The following is a 24,303-nucleotide window of genomic DNA, read 5'->3' as shown; positions in this document are numbered from 1 at the left end:
AAAACTTGGACTATCAGAGGAGATAGTTCATGTACACATACGCAGACAGGATGCGAGCGGTTGAGCTTTACATCAGACTTGGATTGCGTGTCAGGGCCACGATCCGCCAGTTGGGATACCCAACGAAGAACGCATTAAAAGGTTGGTATCAGCAGTATGAATCGCACCGGCTTCCGTGGAGGCTCAACTCCTGAGAGGATTGAGTCATGAACACTAAAGCTGCTCGTTTTAGCCCCGAGGTACGTGAACGTGCCGTACGTTTGGTGCAGGAATGCCAAGCGGATTACGCATCACTGTGGGGTGCATGTGAGTCGATAGCCCCCAAGATTGGCTGCTCTGTTAGCACCCTGCATGGATGGGTGCAGCGCAAAGAAATAGATGCAGGCCAACGGCCAGGGTTGACCACGGATGAACGTGAGCGACTCAAGCAACTTGAGCGAGAGAACAAGGAGCTGCGCCGAGCCAATGACATCCTCAAGGCTGCGAGCGCTTTTTTTGCGCAGGCGGAGCTGGACCGTCGCATCAAGAGCTAATTGACTTTGTAGACCAGTATCGCGATGCCTATGGGGTCGAGCCAATTTGTAGGCTGCTGCAAATTGCCCCATCGGGCTACAGGCGCAGGGTTCAGCAAAGAAACTGCCCGTGGCTGCGCTGTAAGCGCAGTCAATCGGACGAAGAACGCTGCACCCATATTCAACGTGTGTGGCATGCCAACTGGCAGGTTTATGGGACGGTCAAAGTCTGGAAGCAGATGCACCGAGAGGGCTTACCCATTGCCCGCTGCACCGTACAACGACTGATGCGCAAGCTGGGCCTGAAAGGCGCAAGGCGTGGCAAGAAGGTGCGCACAACACGTCCAGATGCAGCAAGGCCATGCCCGCTAGACCTCGTCAACCGCCAGTTCACAGCTCAGCGCCCTGACCAACTTTGGGTCGCAGACTTCACCTATGTATCAACGTGGCAAGGGCAGATGTTTGTGGCCTTTGTGATTGATGTGTATGCCCGCCGCATAGTGGGCTGGCGGGTTAGTAGCCACATGCGCACGGACTTTGTGGTGGATGCTTTGGAGCAGGCGCTGTATGCAAGGCGGCCTTCAAGTGACACGGAGCTCATTCATCACTCCGACAGGGGCAGTCAGTACGTTTCCATTCGCTACACAGAACGTTTGGAGGAAGCTGGCCTGATGCCTTCGGTGGGTAGCACTGGAGATTCCTACGACAACGCTCTGGCCGAAACCATCAACGGGCTTTACAAAACGGAGGTCATCTACAAGCGAGGGCCGTGGAAAACACGGGAATCACTGGAGCTGGCAACACTGCAATGGGTGCACTGGTTCAACCACGGCAGATTGCTGGAATCCATAGGACATATACCGCCAGCGGAGGCTGAGGCAAACTACTGGCGGCAAGTTGCCAAGACCGTGCAGGCTGACGCCTGCACTTCAACAAACTAGCCTCCACCAAACCCGGTGTGATTCACACCTGACTACCGAAAGCATAGACAGCAGTAAGACTTGGGACCATGTCCTTCAGTGCAGTGACTACAGCGGAAAAATCAATGGGACGTGAGGCAGGCATGAACAGCTTGGCAAAGTATTCGGTAAAAGGGGAAGGCTAATGATTCTGGAGTATGCCAGCATGACATGTGGCATACCTACATCAGCCCGATCCACCTAGGACCAGGAGCGACGCCCCTTGGGCAAATTGAGACGCCTATAACGTAGCTCTTTGACAAACAAGTCGTCTACCAGCTTATAAATAGCTTGTGTGGGAGAGCCTGGCTGTTTCCTCAGCGCTTCGGTCAAATCAGCCACATCAAGCCGCACTGGCGCAACGCCTTTGCTCATACGCTTATTGTTGAAATCAACATTAAATGCTTGCAGTAGTGTTTTCCAACTAGCTGGCCCCGATGCCTGTGGAAGGAAAAATAGCATCACGCACTGCGGGCGAGCTTCCTCCGATTGCGTAACCCTTGCTAGTTTTCCTAGCAACGCTTCAGGCCACACCTTCTGGAACTGCGTAATGTATGAAGACGCATTTTTGAAAAAATCCACGTACGAAAGCGCACTGCACTGATCCAGTGATGAAGCTTTAAGTTCTGTGGACCCACCTCCTTCGTGCACCTTCATCTTCACCAAGACTGTCACTGCATTGGGCAGTTTGGATTCCAGCGTTTGGACGTACTTCTCGATGGAGCGCTCGGTCTTCGTCTTCTCGACGGACAAGCGTCTGTTCAGGCCACATGACTGCGACTTCGCCATCCAACGCAACGCAACACTCACACCCCTATTGAGCAAATCGATGTCTTCTTGCTTTAACCTGCGACAGTCCACATAGTTCAGCCCTTGCTTGCCGCGAACCTGGTCAGCAGCAACAGCGACTGTTGCACGAAACAATGTGACATAAGCACTATGAAGGTGAACATCACCATCATTCCAACCCAGAGGAATTCGAGACCCTAGGTACTCATCCAAGAGGTCTGCGCACAGTAACAATCTAGCGCCAAGCGCCGAACTCTGCGCACACTGCCTAGCAGCATCCCACTCGAAATGCGGTCCCGCGACCTTTAAAAGGAGCCCCATGTACGTGTGCATGGCAATGCACAGCCTGAGCTGGCCATCGTCAAGGTGACGAGTAACCTCCAAGGAAATACTTCCAGACTGCACCTTAGACATCAAGGGAGCAATCACCGCTGCGTTTGTGCTCTGCTCAGGCTTGAAAAGCTGAACTTTTAATCCGACCTTACTCTCTTCCCTCTCTATCAAACTTCTCTTCTTATCCACGGTTTAGTCGCATGCAGCCTTGATGCATCAAAGATACCACCTAGCGCTGCATGTCCCGCTTACGCTGTCTAGGATTCATTTAGAAGGATCAGAGCTAAAGGCACTGAAGTCTGCTTTGCAGAGTGAGCAGTCGATCGTAACCAAATTACGGGCGACGGGTTTGGAGGGCAAAGCGGCTCGTCGCGAAGAGCCTGCCGAGTCCTTTCGATCAAGCACAGCGCTCTGATAGGACTCTCTGGAGCCGCTCAACGGCTCCACGACCAGCGACCGAGAAGCATTGAGCTCTGCATAGGAGAGGTACATGCCCGGGCACTGGAATACCTCTCAACGCGTTGTGCAGAGCCTTCTTAACTGTGCAGGCCCAGGATTGCCTCAGCGACGCGTCGGGCACCTGCGATGGGGTTGTTCAAGCTGATCGTCGCGGGAAGTTCGACGCGGAAGGTAAGCGACTGGGCATCCACATGCTGGTGGGCGACCACGTCATCGCGCCGCAGCACCTCGATTGCAGGGTCTGCCATATCGTAGCTCCGGACGAAAGTCACGCTAAACGGGGTTGTGAACGGCGCCTCGTTGGCCATCGTGGCATGCTCGTATCCGATACCCGACTCCGAGCCGTACATGGCTACGCGTTTAAGAAGCTCGTCGACTAAACCGCTAGCTCCGCTCGAGGTGAGTCGCGCGACGATGCTCTCCACCAGGGATGGGATCGACAAGGCAGGCACGTTGGGATCTGTCTGTTGCAGGCCGACGCTTACGAGGAGCAGGCGCGACTCCCCGGGGGCATCATCACTGGCAGGGATAGGCTCGATTTGGTGGACGCCATGAATGGCGTGACTTGAGGTTGCGCGAGTAGTGGTCTTTATCTCTACACCCGTGCCCTCCCATCTGAAGTCCCTTGCAGAGCGGCGCCAGCCATCCCAAGCCAGGACGACTGATCCGACCTGGGGATCGGCCGCGCGGCGGCAGAGAGCGTCGAGAAGGAGCAGTTCCCCGACGAGTCCGAGGATGGCGTTCTCAGAGATCTCCAGGCGCTTAATGGCGAGTTCAATCAGCGGCTCGGTGACGGCAAAGGCGCGCTCCAAATTTGCGTCAGCTTTTTCCCGCAGCAGTTCAGCGGCAATGAATGCACCGACCTGGTCGAAATGCCCCAGCGCGGGCAAGCAAATGCGGTTTGCGTTCAGCGGAGGCAGGCTGTCACGGTGCCAGGAGTGGTAGTGCATTGCAGACTTCACTACGCCGGTCCGAGGCCTCAACTCGTCGCCTGAAAGGAACAGCTCCAAGTGACCGCGACTATTCCGAGCGATCCCAACCACCTTTGCATCGGTCAACCAGGTAATGGCTCGGTTATCTCCAGTGGTGCCTGCCGGAACGACGTTGATCTGGTTTAGAACTGCTTCGTAGCTGATCATGGGAGTCCCTTCGTAACGATGGTTGCCCCAGCACGGGTGGCTGAGAACTGCTCCGGACCTCCTGCAGGGAGGCAGACTCCGACTGCGATCGTGGGGTGCTTGTCGCCCGGATGTTGATTGACGTAGAAGAGGATTTGACCGTCGGAGCCGCTGGGTCGCCACGCCATGCTGCTGTTCGATGGCACGGCAGCGCGGTGATGGTAGTAATCGAAGTAGACGTCACCGCGATACTGGTCCGGGCCGGCGTTAGGGTCGCTCGCTCCCCAAGTCGTCTTGAGTTCGCCTCCGATCACCATCTTGGTGGTGGCGCGTATGTTAAATGGGAGCAGTGCCAGTGGACCATTGGACACGGTGGCACCATCTCCGTAACGAATGCCGATCCAGAACCGAGGTCGCTCAGCATTCTTGCGCTTGAGGTCGGCATAGGACCATAGAGCGCCGGGGTGGCCGGTGACAAAAAGGCCCGTGATCGGCCGAGTGAGGCAGGCCGACCATAGTCGAAGGTAGGCGGCGATGGAATAGGGGCAGGCACGCCGTGGCTGGTCTCCCTTATCAAGCTTCCCCGGCGGGCGATAGAAAGGTGAATCCCGCAGCGGGGCAACTGCGTTTGCTCGGGCTTCGATACCGCTCCAGAAGTCCGCGTGGAACCCCTTGCTTCCCGGCTGGTAGTCGGCGAAAGTGAGGCGATCCAAGAGTTCGGCGGCCTCGGTAAGTTCGAGTGGATCGTCTAGGATCCGGCCCCGCAGCACATCAGCGACAGCGAGGTCGCTGGAGGGGCGGGCGAAGAGTCCAGCCACTATGTCTGCATTGGGATCCGCCTGCCAACTGCCATTGATGACTGTAACGAAGGGACGAGCCCCTGGTGATAGGGGAAGGTTTCCCACGCCCGCGATCTTGCCTGTGGCCTCGAAATTGAGTCCTTGCAGGACGGTAGGTTCAGGAGCGCCGCTCATCATGCGCTCGGTGATGGCTGTGCGAACCGCTTCGTCAACATCGTGATAAGCACGGAAGAGGGAGAGTTGGTCGCTGGAAGCGAAGACGCGGCACAACTCAATATATGACCCGCGGTAGCCGAACCAGCGCTGCATCTGCATCTGGGTGTCGGCCAGGGGGTTGGCAGATGAACGCTGGAACAACGCCGTGGTCATCCCTTCCAGCGTCAGTCCACGGGCCATTACGTTACCTGAGACGAAGATCGTGCTGATGTCGCGGGCGGCGCTCCACTTACAGGTTTTCGGGTCCTGGCTCGGCGCGTAGGCAGGACGGTCATCAGCGTTGGGGTCGCTATTGACCACGGCGACCCTTGTCCCCGGGATCACCTCGTCGATGAGCAGGGTTTCGATGGTCTGCCAGTCCGGGAAAACCGTCGGTGGCAGGACATCGAACTCGTCCTCGATTGCTCTGGCGGAGGCACGGTACTTGTCGAGCCATTGCGCCCATGGGGCAGGATCCGCCTGCAGGTCATCCGCCAAGGTGTTTGGGAGCCTGGCGTCACCTGCGTCGAGCAAATTTCGCGCCGTCGCCCGGTCCTGGATCCCTGCCCAGAGCAAGATGTCCTCAGCGCCCCTGAAGTGATCCGTGATCGCGGCTGAGGGGTGGTAGAGCATCGAGTGAGGAGGAACCACGCAGACAAGGGCTTCGTGCTCGGCGTCGAACTGGGCAGTGATTGCGGATACCGGGCCAAGCCTGCCAGAACGGTGCAGGCGGATGGCGCCCGCCACCAAGAAAGCTCGGACGGCGTCGGCAAGATCTTGCTGCACAGAGTTGGTGGTGGGCACGCACAGTTTGGCTGCCTCTGCGCGGCGGTAGAAGACCTCACCGCCGGTGTAGTAGGAACGGATCCCCACAGCCTCTGGGTAGGTCGATGAGCGGGGGGCGTTGAGGTTGCCAGGATCGCTTGTGTCTACTGGATGGCCGACATCGAGCGGCGTGCGAAGAGAGATCAGGAAGTCTCGCGGCGCTAGGGGGTTGTGGTCCTCCTGAAGGAGGTTGGCCTGGGGTGTCGCCGTGTAGGCGATGTAAGTCGAGAAAAGATTTTCAGGCGCCCCCTGAGGCGGATCCCAGAGGTTAGCGATCGCACGCGGGATCTGCTTCAATCTGCCGTAAATGGGGTCCTGCGAAGACTCAACTATGGCATCGAGAATAGATCCATCGTCGGCCTCGTCGTCAAGCACGAGCATTTGGACGGAGCGATCAAGCTCCTTGACCGCGCTAAAGACGTTGGCGCGGAGGCTTGCTGCCAAGGCATGCAGATGGTCAGTCTGCTTCATCGCCACAATGATCAGTGGCCTGCCCTGACTCAACCGTTGTCTAACCTGAGCCGGCGGCAGCCGGTAGGTGGCTTGCAGTGGATGCGCCTGCTCTGAAAGTGCAATGCCCGGTGGTGGGCACAGTAGGCGGCGTTTAATCTTCTGTGCGCTCTCCTCTCCCGAGTCCAACTGCTGCACCAGCCTCTCATAGGTCTGGCGCCACAAGGAGAGACGGGTCCCGGCGAGTACGACGATGATGTCTATGCCGTTGTCGATGGCCAGGGCTGAGACACCCAGCATAGAAGCGGTCTTGCCTGACTGGACCGAACCCATTACAAGTCCCGTACGCGAGCGGCGGGATGACCAATCTTCGGGTTTCGCGGTGTCGGCTGACATGATTCCGCGCTGGAGAATGTAGCGGGAGTCTGCCTCAACTGAGGCACGCGCTGTATCGGTCAAGCCGGTGAGTTGAGCCTTGTAGCGGGCCCACCACGAGTCCGCCTCCTGGGGCGCTGGCGGATTGAAGTAGACGTGCTCGACGAGTGGGGAACTTCCTGGCACCGCTCTCAACTCTTCGGTTTGATGAGCATCCGCTGCAACGACGCGTACCCAGAGGACCCGAACTTCAGACGTACTGCCTCAGCTGCTTGATCAGGGTCGATGTCCAATAGTTCGAGGAGACTTTTGCTGATTCTGGCGATGTAGTCCCACTGGGTCTTGGTCTGCGTCTTACTGGGGCGTTCCCAGTCCGCGGACTCTTCGCTGGCCACGCGGATAGCATCACCCTTCGCCTCGATGCGGTCCACGATGTCTTGCGGCGAGGCCGCCAAGGCCATGGAGATGCCTACGAGAGAACCCACAAGCTGGAGTTCCTGCCACTTTGCACCTTTGCCACCGTCCATGAATTTCTCGGACCACAACTCATTGTGCGATGAGTGGAGTTCGACGGCGTCCGACAGCAACTCGAACAGTTTGGTCAAAGTTGAGGACTGGGCAAGCGGGTGGGACGGGTACTTTTGAATCTCGATCAGTAATTGGTCGATGTTACGGCTGGTCGAACCCAGATCCTTTCCAGCGGTGTCATACACCAAGACCGAGATAACCCATAACAGAACCTTCGTGCGCTTGTAGCGCGTGTCGCCGAACTGGTAGCTCGTCAGCGCCTCGCCGATGCGGGCAAGATTCGGGACCCCTGCTAACGACTTGGCAATTTTGGCGACATCGTTGTTCGGGTCGGCGTCGCCGGCGGCAGCGAGAGTCGCACGGGTGAGTTCGACCTCGTGGTAGACCGCGTTGCGGATCTCTTCAGCGTTCAGGTGCACACCCTGCTTGTTGTAAAGGCGAAAGACCTCATGAATCTGAGCCTGGGTGGCCTGGGTGTACTCGATGACGGGAATGCCGTAATCCCCAACGTCATCGAACAGACCTTCGATGGTGGTTTGTTGGCCAGCGACGTTAATCTCACGGCCCTTAATCTGCGTGTAGTACTTACCGCGGAGAGGCTCAAGGTAGGGACCGACCAGCCCGCCATCTCCAGTCGTGCGAAGCTTAAACGGGAAGTAATAGTCGTCCTCATCCGTGGCCTTGAGTGCGTAACCCTCAAGCGCTTTCCACGCACGACGGAAGGCTGGATAGTCGTCGTTGAACAGATCCGCCAGATTCCTGTCGCCTTTCTCGTCGAGACGTCCTTGTTCGTTGAACATCTTCCCCCTGTGCCGGGCGGCGACCTCAGTAACTTTCTGTTTGGCGACAGGATGCTTTCCTACAAACCGGAGGATGGCCGTGAGCCGCTGCTTGCCATCAACGACTTCGTGCGGGGTGGACGATCCGGTGCGCAGTAGGATGATGGAGGGCAACGGGACGCCCCGGAGGATGGACTCCATCAGGGACTGCCGGTCACCGCTGCGCCAGACGTCGCCCCGCTGGTAGGACGGCGTTAGGTTCGGCGGCTTCTTGGTGAGTTGGAAGATCGGCCAGACTGCGGCCTTTGCCGTGACCGGTTCCGGGCTCACCGCATCTTCACGCGCGTCGAACTCGGCCCACGCGTCAGCCCAGGATTGAGTGGCCGTCGCACGGCTAGTGCCCTTGGTCTCAAGCTCTTCGAGGAAGTCGGCCTGCAGCCGGCAGGCGATGTCCACGCGCTCTCTCAGACGCTCCAGCGCGCGGATGGAGAGCGGCGGGGAGGCAGCCCCGAGGGGGAGGAGGTCGGTGGGATCGAGTTCGAGTTCAGCGATGAGCGCCTGAAGGAAGGGTTCGCCGCCCGTTAGCGGGAGGTCATCGCTGAGGTTTAGCCAGCCTTGAATCTCAGCCAGTTGGTTCGTCCATGCGCCGGAGGCGAAGTCGACGTCGACGCTGCTGAACATCGAAGACACTGGGGAAACGCCGTTGGGCGTGTCTGAGGCCTCCGAGAGGGTCGCCAACCCGTCGGCAAGGCTCTCCAACAATTGGAACCGCGGATCCTCTTCGTCGAAGTCGTCTTCGTGTTCGTTATGGTTAGTCACGCGGTAGCTCCCAATGGTTCAAGGTCAGGGGTGATGCTTGATGTGGGCCGGATGAGCCCGTACAACAATCGTTCGGCGATCGCTTTGACGACGCGGGCGTTGACTGCGTTGCCCAGGGCCTTATACGCGTCGAGGTCGGACGCGGGCAACTGGATGCCGCCGAGACACTGCAGCTCGGCACACTCGGCTGGGGTCATGTAGCGACGTTTGCCTGTCAAGTTAGCACCGAGAATGGGAACTTGGGTCTGCGTGAAGGCTATGAGACTTGGGGAGGTCGTGGGGCGCTTGACCCGCAGTCCAGATGCACGAACTTGCAGCACGAAGTTGTCGATGTCGCGCCCTTCACCCTGCGCGTTCCACTCCATCTTCTGGAAGCTAGAGGAAAAGTCTTGAGGGCGCCACTTTGCAAGCCAGGGATCAATCCAGGAACGGTTGGCTTGGTAGAACTCACGGTTCTGCCTGATGAAAGTCCGCTTCCACTGTGGGAAATCGAAATCGCCAGCACGGTTGGCATGGCTAGGTATTCTCTTGATTTGTTCGTCAACAGAGCATTCGAGAGATTGTCCAAAGTTGCCCTTAAAGCCCATCTCTCGCATACCCAACAACGGCCTGCGAGCCCAAACCCCTGAAGGAGTTTCTTCCTCGTAGGGATAGGTTGCCCCGAATTCCATCGCCCAGATCGGGAAGGAGGGCAGCTTCAACTCGGCCGGAGAGTGGCGTAGGAAGTCTCCCCACATGTCGATGGCTCGGAGCGTCTGTTCCGGTATAGCGCGAGTGGAAGGTACGTCGTGACGCAACACACTACGAATTTCGGTTTGACCCTTGTGCTTCGTCGGCCACTCGAAGTGATCGAGCCCCTCGAGCGAACCTACGAAGTAGGCGCGGTCCCGCACTTGGGGAATCCCGAACTCGTGGGGCGAGAAGTGCTCGACGTCGACGGAGTAGCCAAGCTCTTCCAGCATGCGGATGATCGTGGCCTTGGTGCGGCCGCCGTCGTGCTTGAGGATATTGGGCACATTCTCCAGAATGAAGTATTGTGGCCGCTTGACGCTTAAGATCTCGTGAACCTTGAAGAAGAGATTCCCTTGATTGGAGTCCTTGAAGCCCAGTTGATCTCCTGCTTTGGAGAACGGTTGGCACGGAAAACCAGCGGTAAGGACGTGGTGATCGGGCACACTTCGGGCAATGATCTCGTCGTTGCTGAGGGCGTTAAGGTCACCCCAAGCGTCGATACCGAAGTTGACCTTATAGAGGGCGTTCAGCTTGGGCTCCCACTCAGCAGCGAACACGCCACGTCCACCCAACTCATCGAGAGCGACGTGGAAGCCTCCCAGCCCAGCAAAGAGATCGACGAAACGGAAGGCCTCGCTACTAGTTCCAATCACTTCGGTCTCGTCTTTCCCCGCCGGATCGAGCGAGATTTTATATAGCTTGTTCAAATGTTCGTATTTTGTCACATCTTGCTGTACACAGAAATGAGGCAGGGACATGATGGCCGTCTTAGTGAATAACCGCTGTACGGCCGACAACGGCTATTGAGCAGCTGCACAGGACTGGCTGCAACCAGCCTATACCTGCCCTTCAAACCGGCTCACCACTCAGTCACCGACACCTACCTAGGCCTTTTCACTCATACGCCTCCTCTTTTCAATACGAGAGCGCTGCTCTTGCCTGATAGTGCCTTTGCGCAGGGTACGTGACAGCCCTGGCACGGCAAATCGCACCGCGAGATCTTGTTCGGTGAGGTACTTAGCGATGCACTCTAGCCCTTTGCGAGTACGTTCATCAAACTGGTGAAAGGTACCTACTGCTGGATAGCTCATGTTCCTTAGGTGCTCTGGAGTGTTGCAGTTGCTATAGGCGCCCTTGCCATTGGTCACAGAAGCATTCCAGTACTCTCCTATGGCCTTGGCCATCGTTACGTCCTTGCGTACGACAGAGCCGTTAAAAAACAGCAGGGTGTGCATGTGCACCCCTCTTTTCTCCCCGTATTCAAACTTCACCGCATAGCCCACGTAAGAGCTCATATAGCGGTCTTCCACATACTTCTTCAAACGCTCCCAGCTTCGTGGAGCTCCTTCGCTATCCTCTGTGTAGAGGTCTAAGCGAATGATCATCAGCTTGGAATAGGCCGCCTTCAGGTCTAGGATGTACTGAAGCAGTGACTTGCTGGTTGCACGCTCATTGCGCTTAAGGTTGTCCAGCTCATCACCGAAGTCCTTACTCTCTAGACCATCCCGAACACGTTGGAGTAACAGACTTGCTTGCACCTGCTGGAAGTGATCAACATTCTGGTACACGACCTCTTGCTCAAGGCTGGCAATGAAACACTTTAGATATGGGTTAGAGTTAGGACCTTGGCCTAAGCTGAAGGGGTCATCTACGGGACAGTTCTGAACCAAGGCATTGAGATCTTGCTCAAGACCTTGGTCAAATGAATCCCTATCGAAGTTTTCTTCATCTAGGTACTCTTCCAAATCTTTCCGGATATCCTTCATCTTTTTGTTGAGCTGGCAAACCCATGCAGCCAGCACTGCATGGTCTACATCAGATTCGATATACTGCTGAGAGAAGTCCTTGTTAAAGCGCATTAATTTACCCGGTAAGTGAATGAAGTTAAACGCTCAAACCTCCTAAGAGTTTGAGCTCTGCATCAGATACTTATCTTGAGTAAAAATATGCCTAGTAACCTAGCTACACCAAGTAGGTAGCTAGGGTTAAAAACTATCATTTCATCATTAGGCAAAGAAAAATCTGGCTGACTGCCATGTGAATGGCTGACACCGTCAAGCTATCTAAGATCTTATTATTTTTACATCTACCCTGTCTATGCATCTGCTAGAACAGATGCTAGAAATCATAGACTATCATTTAAAATATAAAAAACCAACCTTCGAATGGTTATTTGGCATTAGTAGCAATTACTACTTAAACTATTAATAAATAATATTTTTACTATTAATAACCTACACTCCCAATACTGCAAAATCAAAAACAAGTAAAAACAAACAAAAAACCTTGAGCAAACAATGAAAATATAGTCCCAGTTTTATCTAGGACTATAAAAGTTATATCCTATTCATACAGCAGATAGTTTACTTGATATCCAGCTATCAACCTGGTGCTCTATCCAAGCCACCGAGTTGGCCCCGATAATTATTTGCCGTGGAAAATGTGGATCGTAGTATTTAGAGCTTTTATCTAGTTTGGCGTACAAGGTAGTTTTCGAAATATTTAGCTTATTGCAAACTTGGGTTGCACGCAAGAGCTTCAGAGGGGTAGTGGCTGCAGTAGACATCGTAGGACTCGCTGTATGTATGCCCCAGTGCAAGCTGGGAGCAATGCTGTGAAATGAGCCAACGAAACCGTTTCGAAGCGTCCGAAGCGGTTCGGCTCAAAACATCTGTCAGCGGGTAAAAAAACACCTATCCACCTGTGCGGCCTGTGGGTCTATAGCGCCCCCGCTATGAAAGCCCCTCTCACCGTCAGACCACTTCTTTAACGTCTACCCATGACTCAACTCCTTAGCCGGAGGATTCGATAAAAGTCTCAGTAAAGCACACGAATTTCCTAAAAAAGATACTTAACTTTTCAGAAAAAAAGAAGAATTTTCACTAAAAAAAGAATTTTTTAATCTCAAAAAAGAAGAGCTTAAAATTACCGCTTGAGCTTCACATCTCTCATGCAGTGAATTGATCCAGCGTTAGCATCATCAGTCTTTCCTGGAGCAACAAAGCGCCTCTCCAGGGTTAAGAACTCTGCCAGCCAGCCGATTCCTTCAGCTGTCGCTGGCGTGAACTGGCACAGCCCATCAACAGTTGGCACCAAGCCCTTCGCAAGGGGCTGCGTTGGAACAAAGTCCAACAGACCACGACACTTGGTTTGCCCCGCAAACTCTTTGAGTTGTTTTAAGTTGGCAGTTACTTTTTCAGTGGAAACTAGTAAAATTTGCCCCACAGGTGAACTTGATGGCTTTAGCTTCCCTTCAAGCACTGCCGATGGGAAAAGCACTTCTAAAGCACAGTCGAACAATCCTAGACTTTCAAAGAATTGCCCAACATTTCTTCTATAAGTCTCCAGCGAAATTCTCTCTGAGACTCTAAAGCTCCCGTCTCCTCGCAGAAGAATATCCAATCTACAAACAAATATATTTTTCTTGCCGATGAACTTTTCACTCAAAAAATCATTAACTCGCTTTCTCTCACTATTTGCAGAGCGAATAAAATAAGCTTCCGATTGCTTATATTCTTCGGAAGCTATTGCTTGAAGCAAATATTCATCATTAATATTCAAAACTAGATTGATGTATGGGTGAAAGCAATTTTCAAATATTTTTTGATTTATATATTTTTCAAAACCATTTCTAATGATAAGATTAGAATCTCTTAGATATTTGCCCAATAAATTAATATCATTGAAATAATTTGTTGTTTTTCCTTGATTTTTTAATCTAATCAATATTTTAGCAGCAGTAGATGCAACATTAACCTGCGCAAAAAGATCATAAAACTCACAATAATCAGCACCAAGATCTAGAAAATCATCTTCTAGCAAGAGAATGCTGTTATAGTGTTTTTTGTATTCAAATATTATTTTTGCTATACGCGCTTCAAAATTCAATCTTTTCCTAGCGCTTGCATTATTTATCCAATATCCATGCTGCTTAGCGTAAGCATCGTCAAAAAATTGATACTTCGCTGGATAAGTAATTTTCTTTTTATCCGAGTCAGCAGTAGCGCGTGTTCGCCCTGACAGCGTCGGGTTACTTTGTGTCATACAAGAAATCGCTCCACTCCTGCATCATTGTTCTACGCTTCTCCAACGCATCCCCGCGCCGATAAGCTGCTTCAACTTTGTTCTCTAGCGTGTGTGCAAGAGCTTGTTCAGCAAGCTCTCTTGGATAGTCTGTACGCTCTCCAACCCAGTCTCTAAAAGTTGAGCGAAAACCATGTGGGACCGCATCCACCTCCATACGCCGCATAACAGTCAAGAGCGCCATATCAGACAATGCCTTGCCACGTGGCGATGGAAAAACATGCTCATTACCAACAAATCGTGGCATTTTTTTAAGCAGTTCAACTGCTTGTGTACATAGCGGCACACGATGTTCACGCCCTGCTTTCATCCGGTCACCAGGAACCACCCACACCGCTGCGTCCAAATCGATTTCACCCCACGTTGCCCCTCGGACCTCCCCACTGCGTGCGGCAGTAAGAACAACGAACTCCAAGGCTCTAGCTGTAACGCCCTCTTTATCCCGCAGATCACGCATGAACTGTGGGACAGCATCAATGGGCAAAGCCTTCCGATGTACCGTTTTTTGAATTTTTGCGGGAGCTGGCAGCAACTTATCTAAGCGCCCTTTCCATCTGGCTGGATTTTCACCCTCACGATACCCTCGAACGGTAGCCCAATCTAGTACTGCTTCAATCCGTCCGCGCAGGCGTGCGGCCGTTTCGTTTTTAGTCTTCCAGATAGGTTCCAGAACAGCAAGAACATGCGCCTGGGTTACATGCGCAGTTTGCAAGTTTCCAATTACTGGAAATGCATACGTAGCAAGGGTTGCTGACCACTGTGCTCTATGTTTAGGATTCTTCCAGGTGTCACCATGGGCATCGATGTAAGCCTTCGCCGCACTCTCAAACGTGACAGCGTTGAGTTGTTCTGCCAAGAGCTTGCTCACGGCCTTATGACGGGCAGCGATAGGATCCAACCCGGCTCTAAATTCGCTTCTTGCCGTACGAGCTTGCTCACGAGCCATTGCTAAAGTGACTGATGGGAATCCCCCCAGTCCCATGTGCCTTCTCTTTTTCCCTACCCCGATTCTTAAGACCCATGAACGAGCACCAGTTGAAGTGACATAAAGGTAAAGCCCCGTGACGCCACCTACGGCATGATGTCCCTCATCGAGGAGTCTACTAACTTGTAAAGCAGAAAGTTCTTTAGCAATCTTAGGCATTCAACGTATCTTCAAATTTTAAGTATCTACCATCCTTTCTACCATAAGAGATTGAAACAGTCAGGAGTGAATTGAACCATTTCGGACAACTTAGCAGGCTAAAGTATTGTTTTTACTTATATTTTCTTATCGCCTCTTACTGCTTCGAACTAAGGCTCAGCGGACACAGCCTCCGCCATCCCCCATTGGGGAAGGCATCAATGACGGCCTGCAGCATCGCGCCTGCCTCGGCCTGGGTCTGATCGTTCTGATCGAGGCCTTCAATCACTTGCTCGAGGAGCGCCACTTTCAGGTCGTCGACAGTGGCCTTGCACAGCGACACGCCCACCAGTCGAAACCACGTAAAACTATCATCTCCGTCGTTGAACTTCGCCTTGTTTCGGTGGCTTATAGCTGCACAGAGGGTAATTGGAGCATGAGCGAAACTCACCATAAGGGCCCGTTCGCAGCAACAGTACTCCTTGCTTGCAGCCGGGGCAGGTCTGCTCTTGTATTGACTTACCGTCAGTATCGGTGATTGCCACCCCGCCGCCGTCTGTGAGTTCCCGAAGGAAGGTAGAACATCGACCACGAACAGTGAACATCGCCACCATGCGGCGCGCCCTGGTCAAAGCTACATAGAACAGGCGACGCTCCTCTCCCAATGGTGTCAACGCCGATGTAAATCTGACCCACTTTTCACTAAATCGCCGAAGTAAATCTGACCCACCTGGGTCCTTCGTTTTGGGTTGTTCGCCGGCGTTTTCTTAGCCTGGTGATCGAACAGCCCTGCGCCGGTTATGCCCCCGACGTTGCCCTCCTCACTGCCTGGCCGGCCTTGCGTTTTTCCTTCAGCCGGAAGCTTTCTCCGGTGATCTGCACGATGTGTGCGTGGTGCAGCAACCGGTCCAGCATCGCTGCCGTCAGCGTTTGGTCGTCGGCGAACGCTCCTGCCCACTGCGTGAACGGCAGATTGCTCGTTAACACCATCGAGCCGCGTTCATAACGCTTGGCCACAACATTGAAGAACAGATTGGCCTCATCTCGCCCGAAGGGTAGGTAGCCGATCTCGTCGACCACCAATAGCTTGGGCCCCAGCACCGCGCGGTTGAAGTACTCCTTTAAACGGTTCTGCGCCTTGGCCGCTGCCAATTGCATCATCAGGTCGGCCGCCGTAATGAACCTCGCCTTGTGGCCCGCCATCACGGCGCGCTGGCATAGCGCCAAGGCAATGTGGGTCTTGCCCACGCCGGAAGGGCCCAGCATGACCACGTTCTCCGCGCGCTCGACGAAGGCGAGATGCCCGAGTTCGACGATCTGCGCTTTGGGTGTGCCGCCCGCCTGGCTCCAGTCGAATCCCTCCAGCGTCTTGATGGCCGGCATTGTGGCCAACCGCATCAGCACCGTGCGCTTGCGTTCCTCGCGCCACTGCTGCTCGCTGGCAAGTACCTTCTCCAGGAAGTCGGCGAAGCTGGCGCCATCGCGCGCCGCATCCTGTGCCAGAGCAGGCCAGTCACTGCCCAGTCGCACGAACTTCAGCTGTTCGCACAGCTCGGCAATACGGTCATGCTGCAAGCTCATCACACGACCTCCAGAAGCGCGTCATAGACGGCCAGCGGATGCTGCAGGCTCTGCAGTGGCAAGACCACGCGTTGATGCACAGGCACCGGTGCCTTCAGGGCCGGCGCCGCCAGCATGACGGCGCGCTCCTCGGCCAGCCGTACCGCTGGAACTGCCTTGGTCGTGGCATGAATGCGCACGTTCGCCACCTCATCGAGCCAACGGCGCACGTACAGGTTGGCCAGATGAGCATCCAATCGCAAGCCGTTGGCCCCGAGGGTTGCGGCCAGTGGCACCAGGAAGCTGCCTTTCAGATAGCCATTGAAGCGTTCGACCTTGCCCTTGGTCTTAGCGCGATAGGGCCGGCAAAGCCTGGGCGTGAAGCCGCAGCTTTGTGCGCACTCACGCAGTTCGCTATTCCAGCGATGCAGCCCTTCGCCGTAGGCATCGCGCTCGATGACGACCGCCTTGGTGTTATCGAACAGAACATGTTCTGGTACGCCGCCGAAGTAGTCGAACGCTTCGCGCAGACCGGCGCACAGGGTGGCCACATCCTCACCCGAGCAAGCAACGAACTTCACGTAAGTGGCGCGGCTGTAGCCCATCGTCGCCACCAGTGCGATCAACGGGTCACGTCCTCTACGAACATAGGTGAAGTCGGCTTGCATCTGCTTGCCTGGCGGCGTCTCGAACCGCACCAGCGGCTCCGGCTCATGCTTCTTTAGGGGCACCAGCCACGCCTTGAGCTGGCTAATACCACCCATGTAGCCGCGCTCCCGGATCTCGCGCAGCAGCACCGTCGCCGGGATCCAGCGCGGCCGGGCCTGATCGACGCGCTCTTGTAGATACTGCTTGTAGTTGTCGAGCTTGCTCGTGCGCGGCTCGCGCGGACCATACCGCTGCGCGGTCTGGTCGCGCAAGTACCTGCGAACCGTATTACGAGAACAATCCAGTTGCCTGGCAATCTCCCTGACGCTGTCGCCCCTTCGGGCCATTACTCTTATCTCCACTGCTTGCTCCTGAGTCAACATCAGCAGCCTCACAAAGGCTGCCATGATCACCCAGGTGGGTCAGATTTACCTCGGCGCAGTGGGTTAGTTTTACATCGGCGCTGACACAATGGAAAGCTGTCGCCATCCGGCATTGCCAAGGCGAGAACGGGATCGTCGGCACGGGTGTTGGGGAAGCTGCGTCCCTTCAGGACGCTGAGCATTTCCGGCAAGATGACGTAGTCAGCCTCGCTGCCTTTCGACCGATGGATGGTGAGAAACGACACTTCGATCCATTGGTTAAAACGGCGCGGGTTTGATGGAACGTATTGCTTATCGGCGTTGTAGCGCCCAAGGATATAGACAGACACTTTGCCGTCCCTGCCCGGCGAAATCGAGCCTTCGCGCATGCCCTCAGCGAGCCCCAGCACGAATTGATCGATCGCGTCAGCCAGCTTTTCCTTGTGGTCTACCTGGAATGCTTGGAGTACAGGGCCTTGCGCTGGCGTCATTGAACGTACGTTCTTGGGAATCTGGCCCGGATTTTGGGAAACGAAGGCGCTGGAAACATCACACAAGGCTTGTGGGCAGCGGAAGGTCTGTTCTAGCTTGAATACTTGGCCATGACCAAACCACTCCCGAAAGCCCGTCATAACTGACACGTCTGCCCCAGCAAAACGGTTGATCGATTGCCAGTCGTCACCCACGGCAAACAAGAAACGGCCCGGCCGATCAACCAGAGCACGACACAAGCGGGCACGGGCGCGCGATGCGTCTTGGAATTCGTCGGCCATCACCAAATCGTAGGTGGACTCAACACGGCCGCTCTCCAAGTACTCCGCAGCCTGGTTGAGCATGTCCTCGAAGTCAATCCCGTTCTCAGCAGCCAGCGCCGAGTCCCAGGCAGCCATGATGGGCGCAGCAATATCCAGGAACATTTGATGCCGATGCTTGAAGCTATCCCTTGGCATTGCGTCCAATCGACTCCGCAAGGCATCAATCCTCAAACTATTGCTCTTCGCGTGGCTCATGAAGGTGCGCACTAACCCAATGAGCTCGATCGACTCCATGGGCTTTTGTCCGTTCTTGGGTATTTCGCGATCGGGATTGAGATCAGGCACCAGACCACGACCAATCAGCTCGTTCTCTAAACGGGTGAAGTCTTTGCCGCTTCGCAGGCCGTAGGAGGTGGTCTCAAACAGTTCAGTACCTTTCTCCGCATGCAACTTCCGCTTCCAGTGCACTCCCTGCAAATAATCCTTGAAGTGCGTTGGAGGAACACCTTCAGCATCAAGAGCGAAGTGCTCATGGTAGAGGTCGAGATCAGGATAATAGAAATCTGGCCGGTACTGACGATGGTCCTCGTCAGCTGTCCGATGTGCATAGGGAGTCTCGTATTTGTAATCTATCCCATTCAAGAAGAGATAATTCGCAACCATCACTTCTTCCAGGCTCTTAACTTTCTCCCCACGGCTCGTAATCAGCGCGCCTTTACCTCGGGAATCCCAGACATCTGCTGGTTCAGCGCCGCCAAAGGACGGCAGATCTCTTCCAAAGACAAAGCGAAACAAATCCCACTGCCGGCGAAACGCTGGGGAGCTATCCTTCAACTGATCGACGATTTCGGCAAGCTTTCTAACTCCGCCGGCTGCGTCGGTAGCCCAATTCGGAATATCGGGCTTTTCTTTGGTTGCCTTGCCGATGATGCGCAGGCCCAGCGCATGAAAAGTTGAAGCCTCGACAGCTACATTCGCCATACCCAAACGTTCAAATGCTCTGTCAGCACGTTCTTTGAGTTCCTCGGCTGCTTGCCTGTTGAACGCCAGCATCACAATGCGCTCGGGCTTCACAAACCCCCGGTGGATCGCATAGGCGGCTTTGGCCACCATCGTGGATGTCTTTCCTGAACCGGCAGATGCGATGACCTGCACACGATTGTCAAAACATACCACCGACCTTGCCTGTTCTTCGGTCAAAGGCTTGCTTTCCACCCGATCAAGCAACTCTTTGCAGACAATCAGCTCGCGCTTCATATGGACTGCGTTAAGCAAAGTCCAGGCAGCGCCATGGTCCAACTGAAAAGCATCGAGTGACGCCTTCACCAAATTCGTGATAGTCCCCAGATGGGCCGCGACATCAGAGTTGCTGAGTCGTTTTCGAAGATCGGCAACGTTCACATTGGGCCGTGCAGCCAACACCTCTTGCTGTTGTTCATGAGTGAACCACCGTCGGTCTTTTGCACATTTACGCTCCTGACCAGCCTTGTGATCCAACCAATGCTGAATTTTCTGATGTTCCCGCTGAAGAAATTTCGCCTCATCACGCAGACGCTTCTCTTTCAAGCCCGCGTTCAATGCTTGGATGAGAGTGGCACCTTGATCATTAGGGAGCCCATCAGCTTTCACCTCATTCTCTTGTCCTGGGTGGAACGTGATGTCTGTCCAGAACGTGCCAGCGTTTATCCAGTAACTGTTTTCCTCTTCCACGTTGACATGATGTGCACTGCCTGCCAACGTCATCGCGAGCTTCAAACCATCCATCCGCAGGCACCAATTAGACGATTTCGTCAGCCTTCGCCCCCACCACGAAGGACTCCACTCTTTTTTCATATTTAGTTGAATTCAGTGCACCACTGCCAGATCACATATCTTCGAAATAATCCGAGTCAATTCTCTTGACCACATAGGCTGCCGATGCCGCAACACCGACATCAAAGTCCATCATCAAGGCGGCCAACTGCTTGCCATCAATGAGTACCACTTTGGTGTCGATCCGCGACGCATAGTCAGTCGCATCCACCGTGTAAAAAGAGGTGGTGATGAAGACGCCTTTCCTGGCTCTCTGGCCTTGAAGCGCTCCGACAAACTTCTGGATTTCAGGCCTACCTACCGAACCCTGCCAACGCTTGGCCTGAATGAAAATCGCATCCAGTCCAAGGCGATCTTCTTTGATGATTCCATCGATACCGCCATCGCCCGTCTGACCGATTCGCTCTCCAGCATCTTTGCGTGAGCCGCCGTACCCCATCTTGACCAGCAACTCCACAACGAGCTGCTCAAAAAAAATCGGCGAACACGACAGGATCTTGGCCAGCAGCTCCTGAGCAAGCTGCTCTCTCAAGCCTTGGTATGCCTGCTCAATTGCTTCCTCAGGCGTGCTGAAAGTTTGCGCTGGCTGTGGCAACTTTGATGACGCCGCACCATCTTTTGAGAAGTCACGAAACTCTATGAATTCGGGCCACTGCTCCAAATACTTCGAATCGATACGCGTGGGCTTGGAAGACAGCACATCCTGGCCACGAGCTGTAATTTTGAAAATAGCTCGCTTCGGAGCTTCAATCAGCCCAGCCTTCTTCAGGTATGTTCTGGCCCAGCCAATCCGATTTTTGAATATACCTTGCTGTCCACTTGGCAGTAGCTCTGCCCTTTCAGCCGGTGTGAGGCCAAATTTCTCAGCAAGCGCCTCTTCTGTTTCTCGCAACGAGTGTTCGTTTCCGTCCGTCAAATGCGACAGGAACGGAAGCATGCAGGTTTGATAGTCTGGGATTGCCATGCTCCGAGCATACATGCAACAAAAACTTACAAGCCTCATCATCCTGGGAGTTTTTCTCGTATCAAGGCAAGGCAGGAGCAAAAAACTCTCCTCACTAGGGATAACCCTGTTTGCATACGTATGCAATTCATCAAAAGTGGTCTTGCATACCTATGCAAATAGGCAAATCCATTTTTCTTGAACGGCACCCACCATGATCAAATATCTCAAGCGCGGCAAGGACATCGAGGTCCGGGCCGAGGACGACAGCAAGGTGCGCAGCACCGTCGAAGGCATCATCCAGGCCGTGGAAAGCCGGGGCGATGCCGCGGTGCGCGAGTACAGCCGCCAGTTCGACCAATGGGATCCGGCCGACTTCCGCCTCTCGGCAGCCGAGATCGAGAAGGCGCGCAAGAGCCTGTCGGCGCGCGAGATCGAAGACATTGCGTTTGCGCAGACCCAGGTGCGCAACTTCGCGCAGATCCAGCGCGACTCGATGCGCGATGTGGAAGTGGAAACCTATCCCGGCGTGGTGCTGGGCCACAGGCACATCCCGGTCAATGCCGTGGGCTGCTACATCCCCGGCGGCAAGTACCCGCTGCTGGCTTCGGCCCACATGAGCGTGCTGACGGCCAAGGTGGCGGGCGTGAAGCGCATCGTTGCCACCGCCCCGCCCTACCAGGGCGCGCCGCACCCGGCCATCGTGACGGCGATGGCCATGGCCGGCGCCGACGAGATCCTGGTGCTCGGCGGCGTGCAGGCCGTGGTGGCGATGGCGGTGGGCACGCCCAGCATCGCGCCGGTCGACATGCTGGTGGGCCCGGGCAACATGTATGTCGCCGAAGCCAAGCGCCAGCTGTTCGGCCGCGTGGGCATCGACCTGTTCGCGGGTCCGACCGAGACCCTGGTGATTGCCGACGACAGCGCCGATGCCGAGATGTGCGCGGTCGACCTGCTGGGCCAGGCCGAGCACGGCCCCACCTCGCCCGCCATCCTGCTCACCACCAGCGAGCAGCTGGCGCACGACACGCTGGCCGAGATCCAGCGCCAGCTGACCATCCTTCCCACGGCGGCCATCGCGTCGGTGAGCTGGGCCGAATATGGCGAGGTGATCGTCTGCGATACGCGCGAGGAGATGCTGCGCAAAGCCGACGAGCTGGCCTTCGAGCACGTGCAGGTGCTGACCCGCGACCCGGACTGGTTCCTCGAGCACCTGAGCAACTACGGCGGCCTGTTCCTGGGCGCGCGCACCAACGTGGCCTTTGGCGACAAGGTGATCGGCACCAACCACACCCTGCCGACCAACCGCGCGGCGCGCTACACCGGCGGCCTGTGGGTCGGCAAGTTCCTCAAGACCTGCACCTACCAGCGCGTGCTGACCGACGAGGCCAGCGCCCTCATGGGCGAGTACTGCTCGCGCCTGTGCCACATGGAGAATTTCGCCGGCCATGGCGAGCAGGCCAACCTGCGCGTGCGCCGCTATGGCGATCGCGCCGAGGTGCCGTGGTACGCGCCGGTGCCGGCGGCCAAAACGGTGCTGGAGCGGTGAACGTGCTGCCTTCCACTCCCAGCTTCCGTGTCGACGGCCGCCGGGCCCTGGTGACGGGCGCGGGCCGCGGCATCGGCCTGGCCGCGGCCTGCGCGCTGGCCCAGGCAGGGGCCTCGGTGACGCTCACTGCGCGCTCGGAAGGCGAACTGCAGCAGGCCTGCGAGCGCATACGCGCCGAAGGCGGCCAAGCCGACTATCTGGTGCTCGATGTCACGGACTCGCAGGCCGTGACCGGGCAGCTGACGGCGGCCGGCCCGTTCCAGATCCTGGTCAACAACGCCGGGCTCAACCGGCCGCGGCCGCTGGTCGAGGTGCAGGACGAGGACATCGACGCGGTGTTCGATCTCAATGTCAAGGCCACGCTCTATGTGACACGCACCGTCAGCCGCGGCCTGCTGGATGCGGGCCTGCCCGGCTCCATCGTGACAATCTCCTCGCAGATGGGCGTGGTGGGCAGCCCGCGCCGCACCCTGTACTGCGCCAGCAAGCATGCGGTCGAAGGCATGACCAAGGCGCTGGCCTGGGAGCTGGGCGGCGCGGGCATCCGCGTCAACACGATCTGCCCCACGTTCGTCGAGACCTCCATGACCGCGGGCATGTTTGCCGACCCGGCGTTTCGCGCGTGGGTCACCGAGCGCATCGCGCTGGGCCGGCTGGGCCAGTTGGAGGAGATCATGGGCGCAGTCGTGTTCCTGGCCAGCGATGCCTCCAGCCTGATGACCGGCAGCGCGCTGATGCTAGACGGCGGATGGAGCGCCGCATGAAGTCCAATGCCACGGCGCAGGCCGTCGCCGAACTGGCCAAGGTATCGCAGTCGGCCGTGAGCCGCAGCTTCACGCCCGGCGCCAGCGTGTCGGAGGACACGCGCGCGCGGGTGCTGAGCGCGGCCAAGGCGCTGGGCTACCGCCCCAACGCGCTGGCACGCAGCCTGATCACGCGGCGCAGCCACATCATTGCGCTGGTGATGGGCTATCTGGAGAACCAGTTCTATCCGCTGGTGATCCAGGAGCTGTCGCAGAAGCTGCAGCGCCAGGGCTACCACGTGCTGATGTTCATCACCGAGGCCGGCGAGCCGACCGACGGCGTGCTGGCCGAGATCCTGCAGTACCAGGTCGATGCGGTGGTAATGGCGTCGGCCATGCTGTCGCCAGGCCTCGCGCGCCAGTGCGCCGACACCGGCGTGCCGGTGGTGATGTTCAACCGCGTGCCGCAGATGTCGTCGTTTGCCGGCAGCAGCACCAGTTCGGTGACCTCGGACAACCGCCGCGGCGGGCGCATGGTGGCCGAGCTGCTGCTGGCGCGTGGCTATCGGCGCATTGCCTTTCTGGGCGGGCTGGAGAACTCCTCGACGCACCGCGAGCGTGAGCGCGGCTTCAACGAGGCGCTGGCCGAAGCCGGCACGGCCGCGGTGGGCCGCGCGCTGGGCCACTACGACTTCGAGCGCGCGCGCGAAGCCACGCGCGAGCTGTTCTCCGGCGCGGACAAGCCCGACGCGTTGTTCGTTGCCAACGACCACATGGCCATTGCCGCCATGGATGTGCTGCGCCAGGAACTCCAGCTGCGCGTGCCGCAGGACGTGGGCGTGGTCGGCTTCGACGACGTGCCGCAGGCCGCCTGGGGCGCGTACCAGCTGACCACCGTCGTGCAGAGCGTCGAGCAGATGGTGGATGCCACCGTCGACGTGCTGCACGAGCAGATGCGCGACGGCAGCCAGCCGCGCAACGTGGTGATTCCCTGCCGCATCGTCGAGCGGGCCACCGTGCGCAGCGCCTGAAGCGCCTTGAAGAAGACAACA

19 protein-coding genes and 1 other annotated feature are annotated in these 24,303 nt (G+C 56.2%); of the genes, 4 read left to right on the top strand and 15 right to left on the bottom strand.

Translation table 11 applies throughout. From position 1 onward, the window contains the following. Positions 1 to 206: 206 nt before the first annotated feature. A protein-coding gene (locus HUK68_RS04650; protein ID WP_085960132.1) for an IS3 family transposase occupies positions 207 to 1,453 on the top strand; the annotation gives its coding sequence in 2 pieces (ribosomal slippage) (positions 207 to 498 and positions 498 to 1,453; 1,248 coding nt in all). Then, positions 488 to 604, top strand: a sequence feature (AL1L pseudoknot). (Overlaps the previous gene by 117 nt.) A gap of 219 nt (positions 1,454 to 1,672) precedes the next feature. On the opposite strand, the gene HUK68_RS04645 is transcribed toward HUK68_RS04650, so the two are convergent. The 15 genes from HUK68_RS04645 to HUK68_RS04575 all read right to left on the bottom strand — a co-directional run bounded on the left by HUK68_RS04645 (position 1,673) and on the right by HUK68_RS04575 (position 20,953). After that, on the bottom strand, positions 1,673 to 2,782 hold the full coding sequence (locus HUK68_RS04645) for a hypothetical protein (RefSeq protein WP_019042511.1): 1,110 nt from the start codon (positions 2,780 to 2,782) through the stop codon (positions 1,673 to 1,675). 347 nt (positions 2,783 to 3,129) lie between these two features. Beyond that, positions 3,130 to 4,191, bottom strand: coding sequence for a PD-(D/E)XK motif protein (locus HUK68_RS04640; protein ID WP_019042510.1), 1,062 nt, complete (start codon positions 4,189 to 4,191; stop codon positions 3,130 to 3,132). Further along, entirely contained in the window at positions 4,188 to 6,836 is a 2,649-nt protein-coding gene (locus HUK68_RS04635) for a Z1 domain-containing protein (RefSeq protein ID WP_141567817.1), read from the bottom strand. The genes HUK68_RS04640 and HUK68_RS04635 overlap by 4 nt, the downstream gene beginning before the upstream one ends. Before the next feature lie 170 nt (positions 6,837 to 7,006). Continuing rightward, the gene (locus HUK68_RS04630) at positions 7,007 to 8,941 is read right to left on the bottom strand and encodes a DUF262 domain-containing protein (RefSeq protein ID WP_019042508.1); all 1,935 of its coding nucleotides are present in this window, start codon (positions 8,939 to 8,941) and stop codon (positions 7,007 to 7,009) included. Beyond that, positions 8,938 to 10,431, bottom strand: a complete 1,494-nt coding sequence (locus HUK68_RS04625; protein WP_141567816.1) for a DNA cytosine methyltransferase — start codon at positions 10,429 to 10,431, stop codon at positions 8,938 to 8,940. Before HUK68_RS04625 ends, HUK68_RS04630 begins: the two co-directional genes overlap by 4 nt. A 126-nt stretch (positions 10,432 to 10,557) precedes the next feature. Continuing rightward, positions 10,558 to 11,532: a YagK/YfjJ domain-containing protein gene (locus HUK68_RS04620; protein ID WP_019042506.1), complete on the bottom strand. Its 975-nt coding sequence runs from the start codon at positions 11,530 to 11,532 to the stop codon at positions 10,558 to 10,560. 488 nt (positions 11,533 to 12,020) lie between these two features. After that, a complete protein-coding gene (locus HUK68_RS23485; protein ID WP_029158396.1) occupies positions 12,021 to 12,239 on the bottom strand; it encodes a helix-turn-helix transcriptional regulator in 219 nt (72 codons plus the stop codon). Positions 12,240 to 12,598: 359 nt separating this feature from the next. After that, entirely contained in the window at positions 12,599 to 13,717 is a 1,119-nt protein-coding gene (locus HUK68_RS04610; protein WP_158387227.1) for a hypothetical protein, read from the bottom strand. Further along, positions 13,704 to 14,900 (bottom strand): tyrosine-type recombinase/integrase, encoded by a 1,197-nt coding sequence (locus HUK68_RS04605; protein ID WP_158387229.1) that lies wholly within the window; start codon positions 14,898 to 14,900, stop codon positions 13,704 to 13,706. Before HUK68_RS04605 ends, HUK68_RS04610 begins: the two co-directional genes overlap by 14 nt. A 136-nt stretch (positions 14,901 to 15,036) precedes the next feature. Continuing rightward, positions 15,037 to 15,228 (bottom strand): hypothetical protein, encoded by a 192-nt coding sequence (locus HUK68_RS04600; RefSeq protein ID WP_175503140.1) that lies wholly within the window; start codon positions 15,226 to 15,228, stop codon positions 15,037 to 15,039. A gap of 22 nt (positions 15,229 to 15,250) precedes the next feature. Next, positions 15,251 to 15,484, bottom strand: coding sequence for a topoisomerase DNA-binding C4 zinc finger domain-containing protein (locus HUK68_RS04595; RefSeq protein ID WP_491523267.1), 234 nt, complete (start codon positions 15,482 to 15,484; stop codon positions 15,251 to 15,253). 193 nt (positions 15,485 to 15,677) lie between these two features. Beyond that, the gene (istB, locus tag HUK68_RS04590) at positions 15,678 to 16,460 is read right to left on the bottom strand and encodes an IS21-like element helper ATPase IstB (RefSeq protein WP_175503139.1); all 783 of its coding nucleotides are present in this window, start codon (positions 16,458 to 16,460) and stop codon (positions 15,678 to 15,680) included. Beyond that, positions 16,460 to 17,470 carry an IS21 family transposase gene (gene istA / locus HUK68_RS04585; protein ID WP_175505734.1) on the bottom strand — a complete coding sequence of 337 codons (1,011 nt, stop codon included), beginning with the start codon at positions 17,468 to 17,470 and terminating at the stop codon, positions 16,460 to 16,462. Before istA ends, istB begins: the two co-directional genes overlap by 1 nt. A gap of 26 nt (positions 17,471 to 17,496) precedes the next feature. Continuing rightward, complete coding sequence (locus HUK68_RS04580) at positions 17,497 to 20,037, bottom strand: UvrD-helicase domain-containing protein (RefSeq protein WP_175503138.1); 2,541 nt, start codon at positions 20,035 to 20,037, stop codon at positions 17,497 to 17,499. Positions 20,038 to 20,068: 31 nt separating this feature from the next. Then, entirely contained in the window at positions 20,069 to 20,953 is an 885-nt protein-coding gene (locus tag HUK68_RS04575; protein WP_244146251.1) for a restriction endonuclease, read from the bottom strand. 220 nt (positions 20,954 to 21,173) lie between these two features. Here HUK68_RS04575 and hisD point away from each other — a divergent pair, with 220 nt between their 5' ends. Genes hisD through HUK68_RS04560 form a run of 3 tightly spaced genes read left to right on the top strand, consistent with a single transcriptional unit; the run spans position 21,174 to position 24,282 of the window. Next, positions 21,174 to 22,508: a histidinol dehydrogenase gene (gene hisD, locus HUK68_RS04570; protein WP_175503136.1), complete on the top strand. Its 1,335-nt coding sequence runs from the start codon at positions 21,174 to 21,176 to the stop codon at positions 22,506 to 22,508. 2 nt (positions 22,509 to 22,510) lie between these two features. After that, complete coding sequence (locus HUK68_RS04565; RefSeq protein WP_175503135.1) at positions 22,511 to 23,272, top strand: SDR family NAD(P)-dependent oxidoreductase; 762 nt, start codon at positions 22,511 to 22,513, stop codon at positions 23,270 to 23,272. Next, positions 23,269 to 24,282, top strand: coding sequence for a LacI family DNA-binding transcriptional regulator (locus HUK68_RS04560; protein ID WP_175503134.1), 1,014 nt, complete (start codon positions 23,269 to 23,271; stop codon positions 24,280 to 24,282). Before HUK68_RS04565 ends, HUK68_RS04560 begins: the two co-directional genes overlap by 4 nt. Positions 24,283 to 24,303 lie beyond the last annotated feature (21 nt).

It is taken from the genome of Comamonas antarctica (genome assembly GCF_013363755.1).
Lineage (GTDB): Bacteria > Pseudomonadota > Gammaproteobacteria > Burkholderiales > Burkholderiaceae_C > Comamonas > Comamonas antarctica.
Note: the sequence above shows the minus strand (reverse complement) of the source record. Positions and strands in the feature narration are given on the sequence as shown.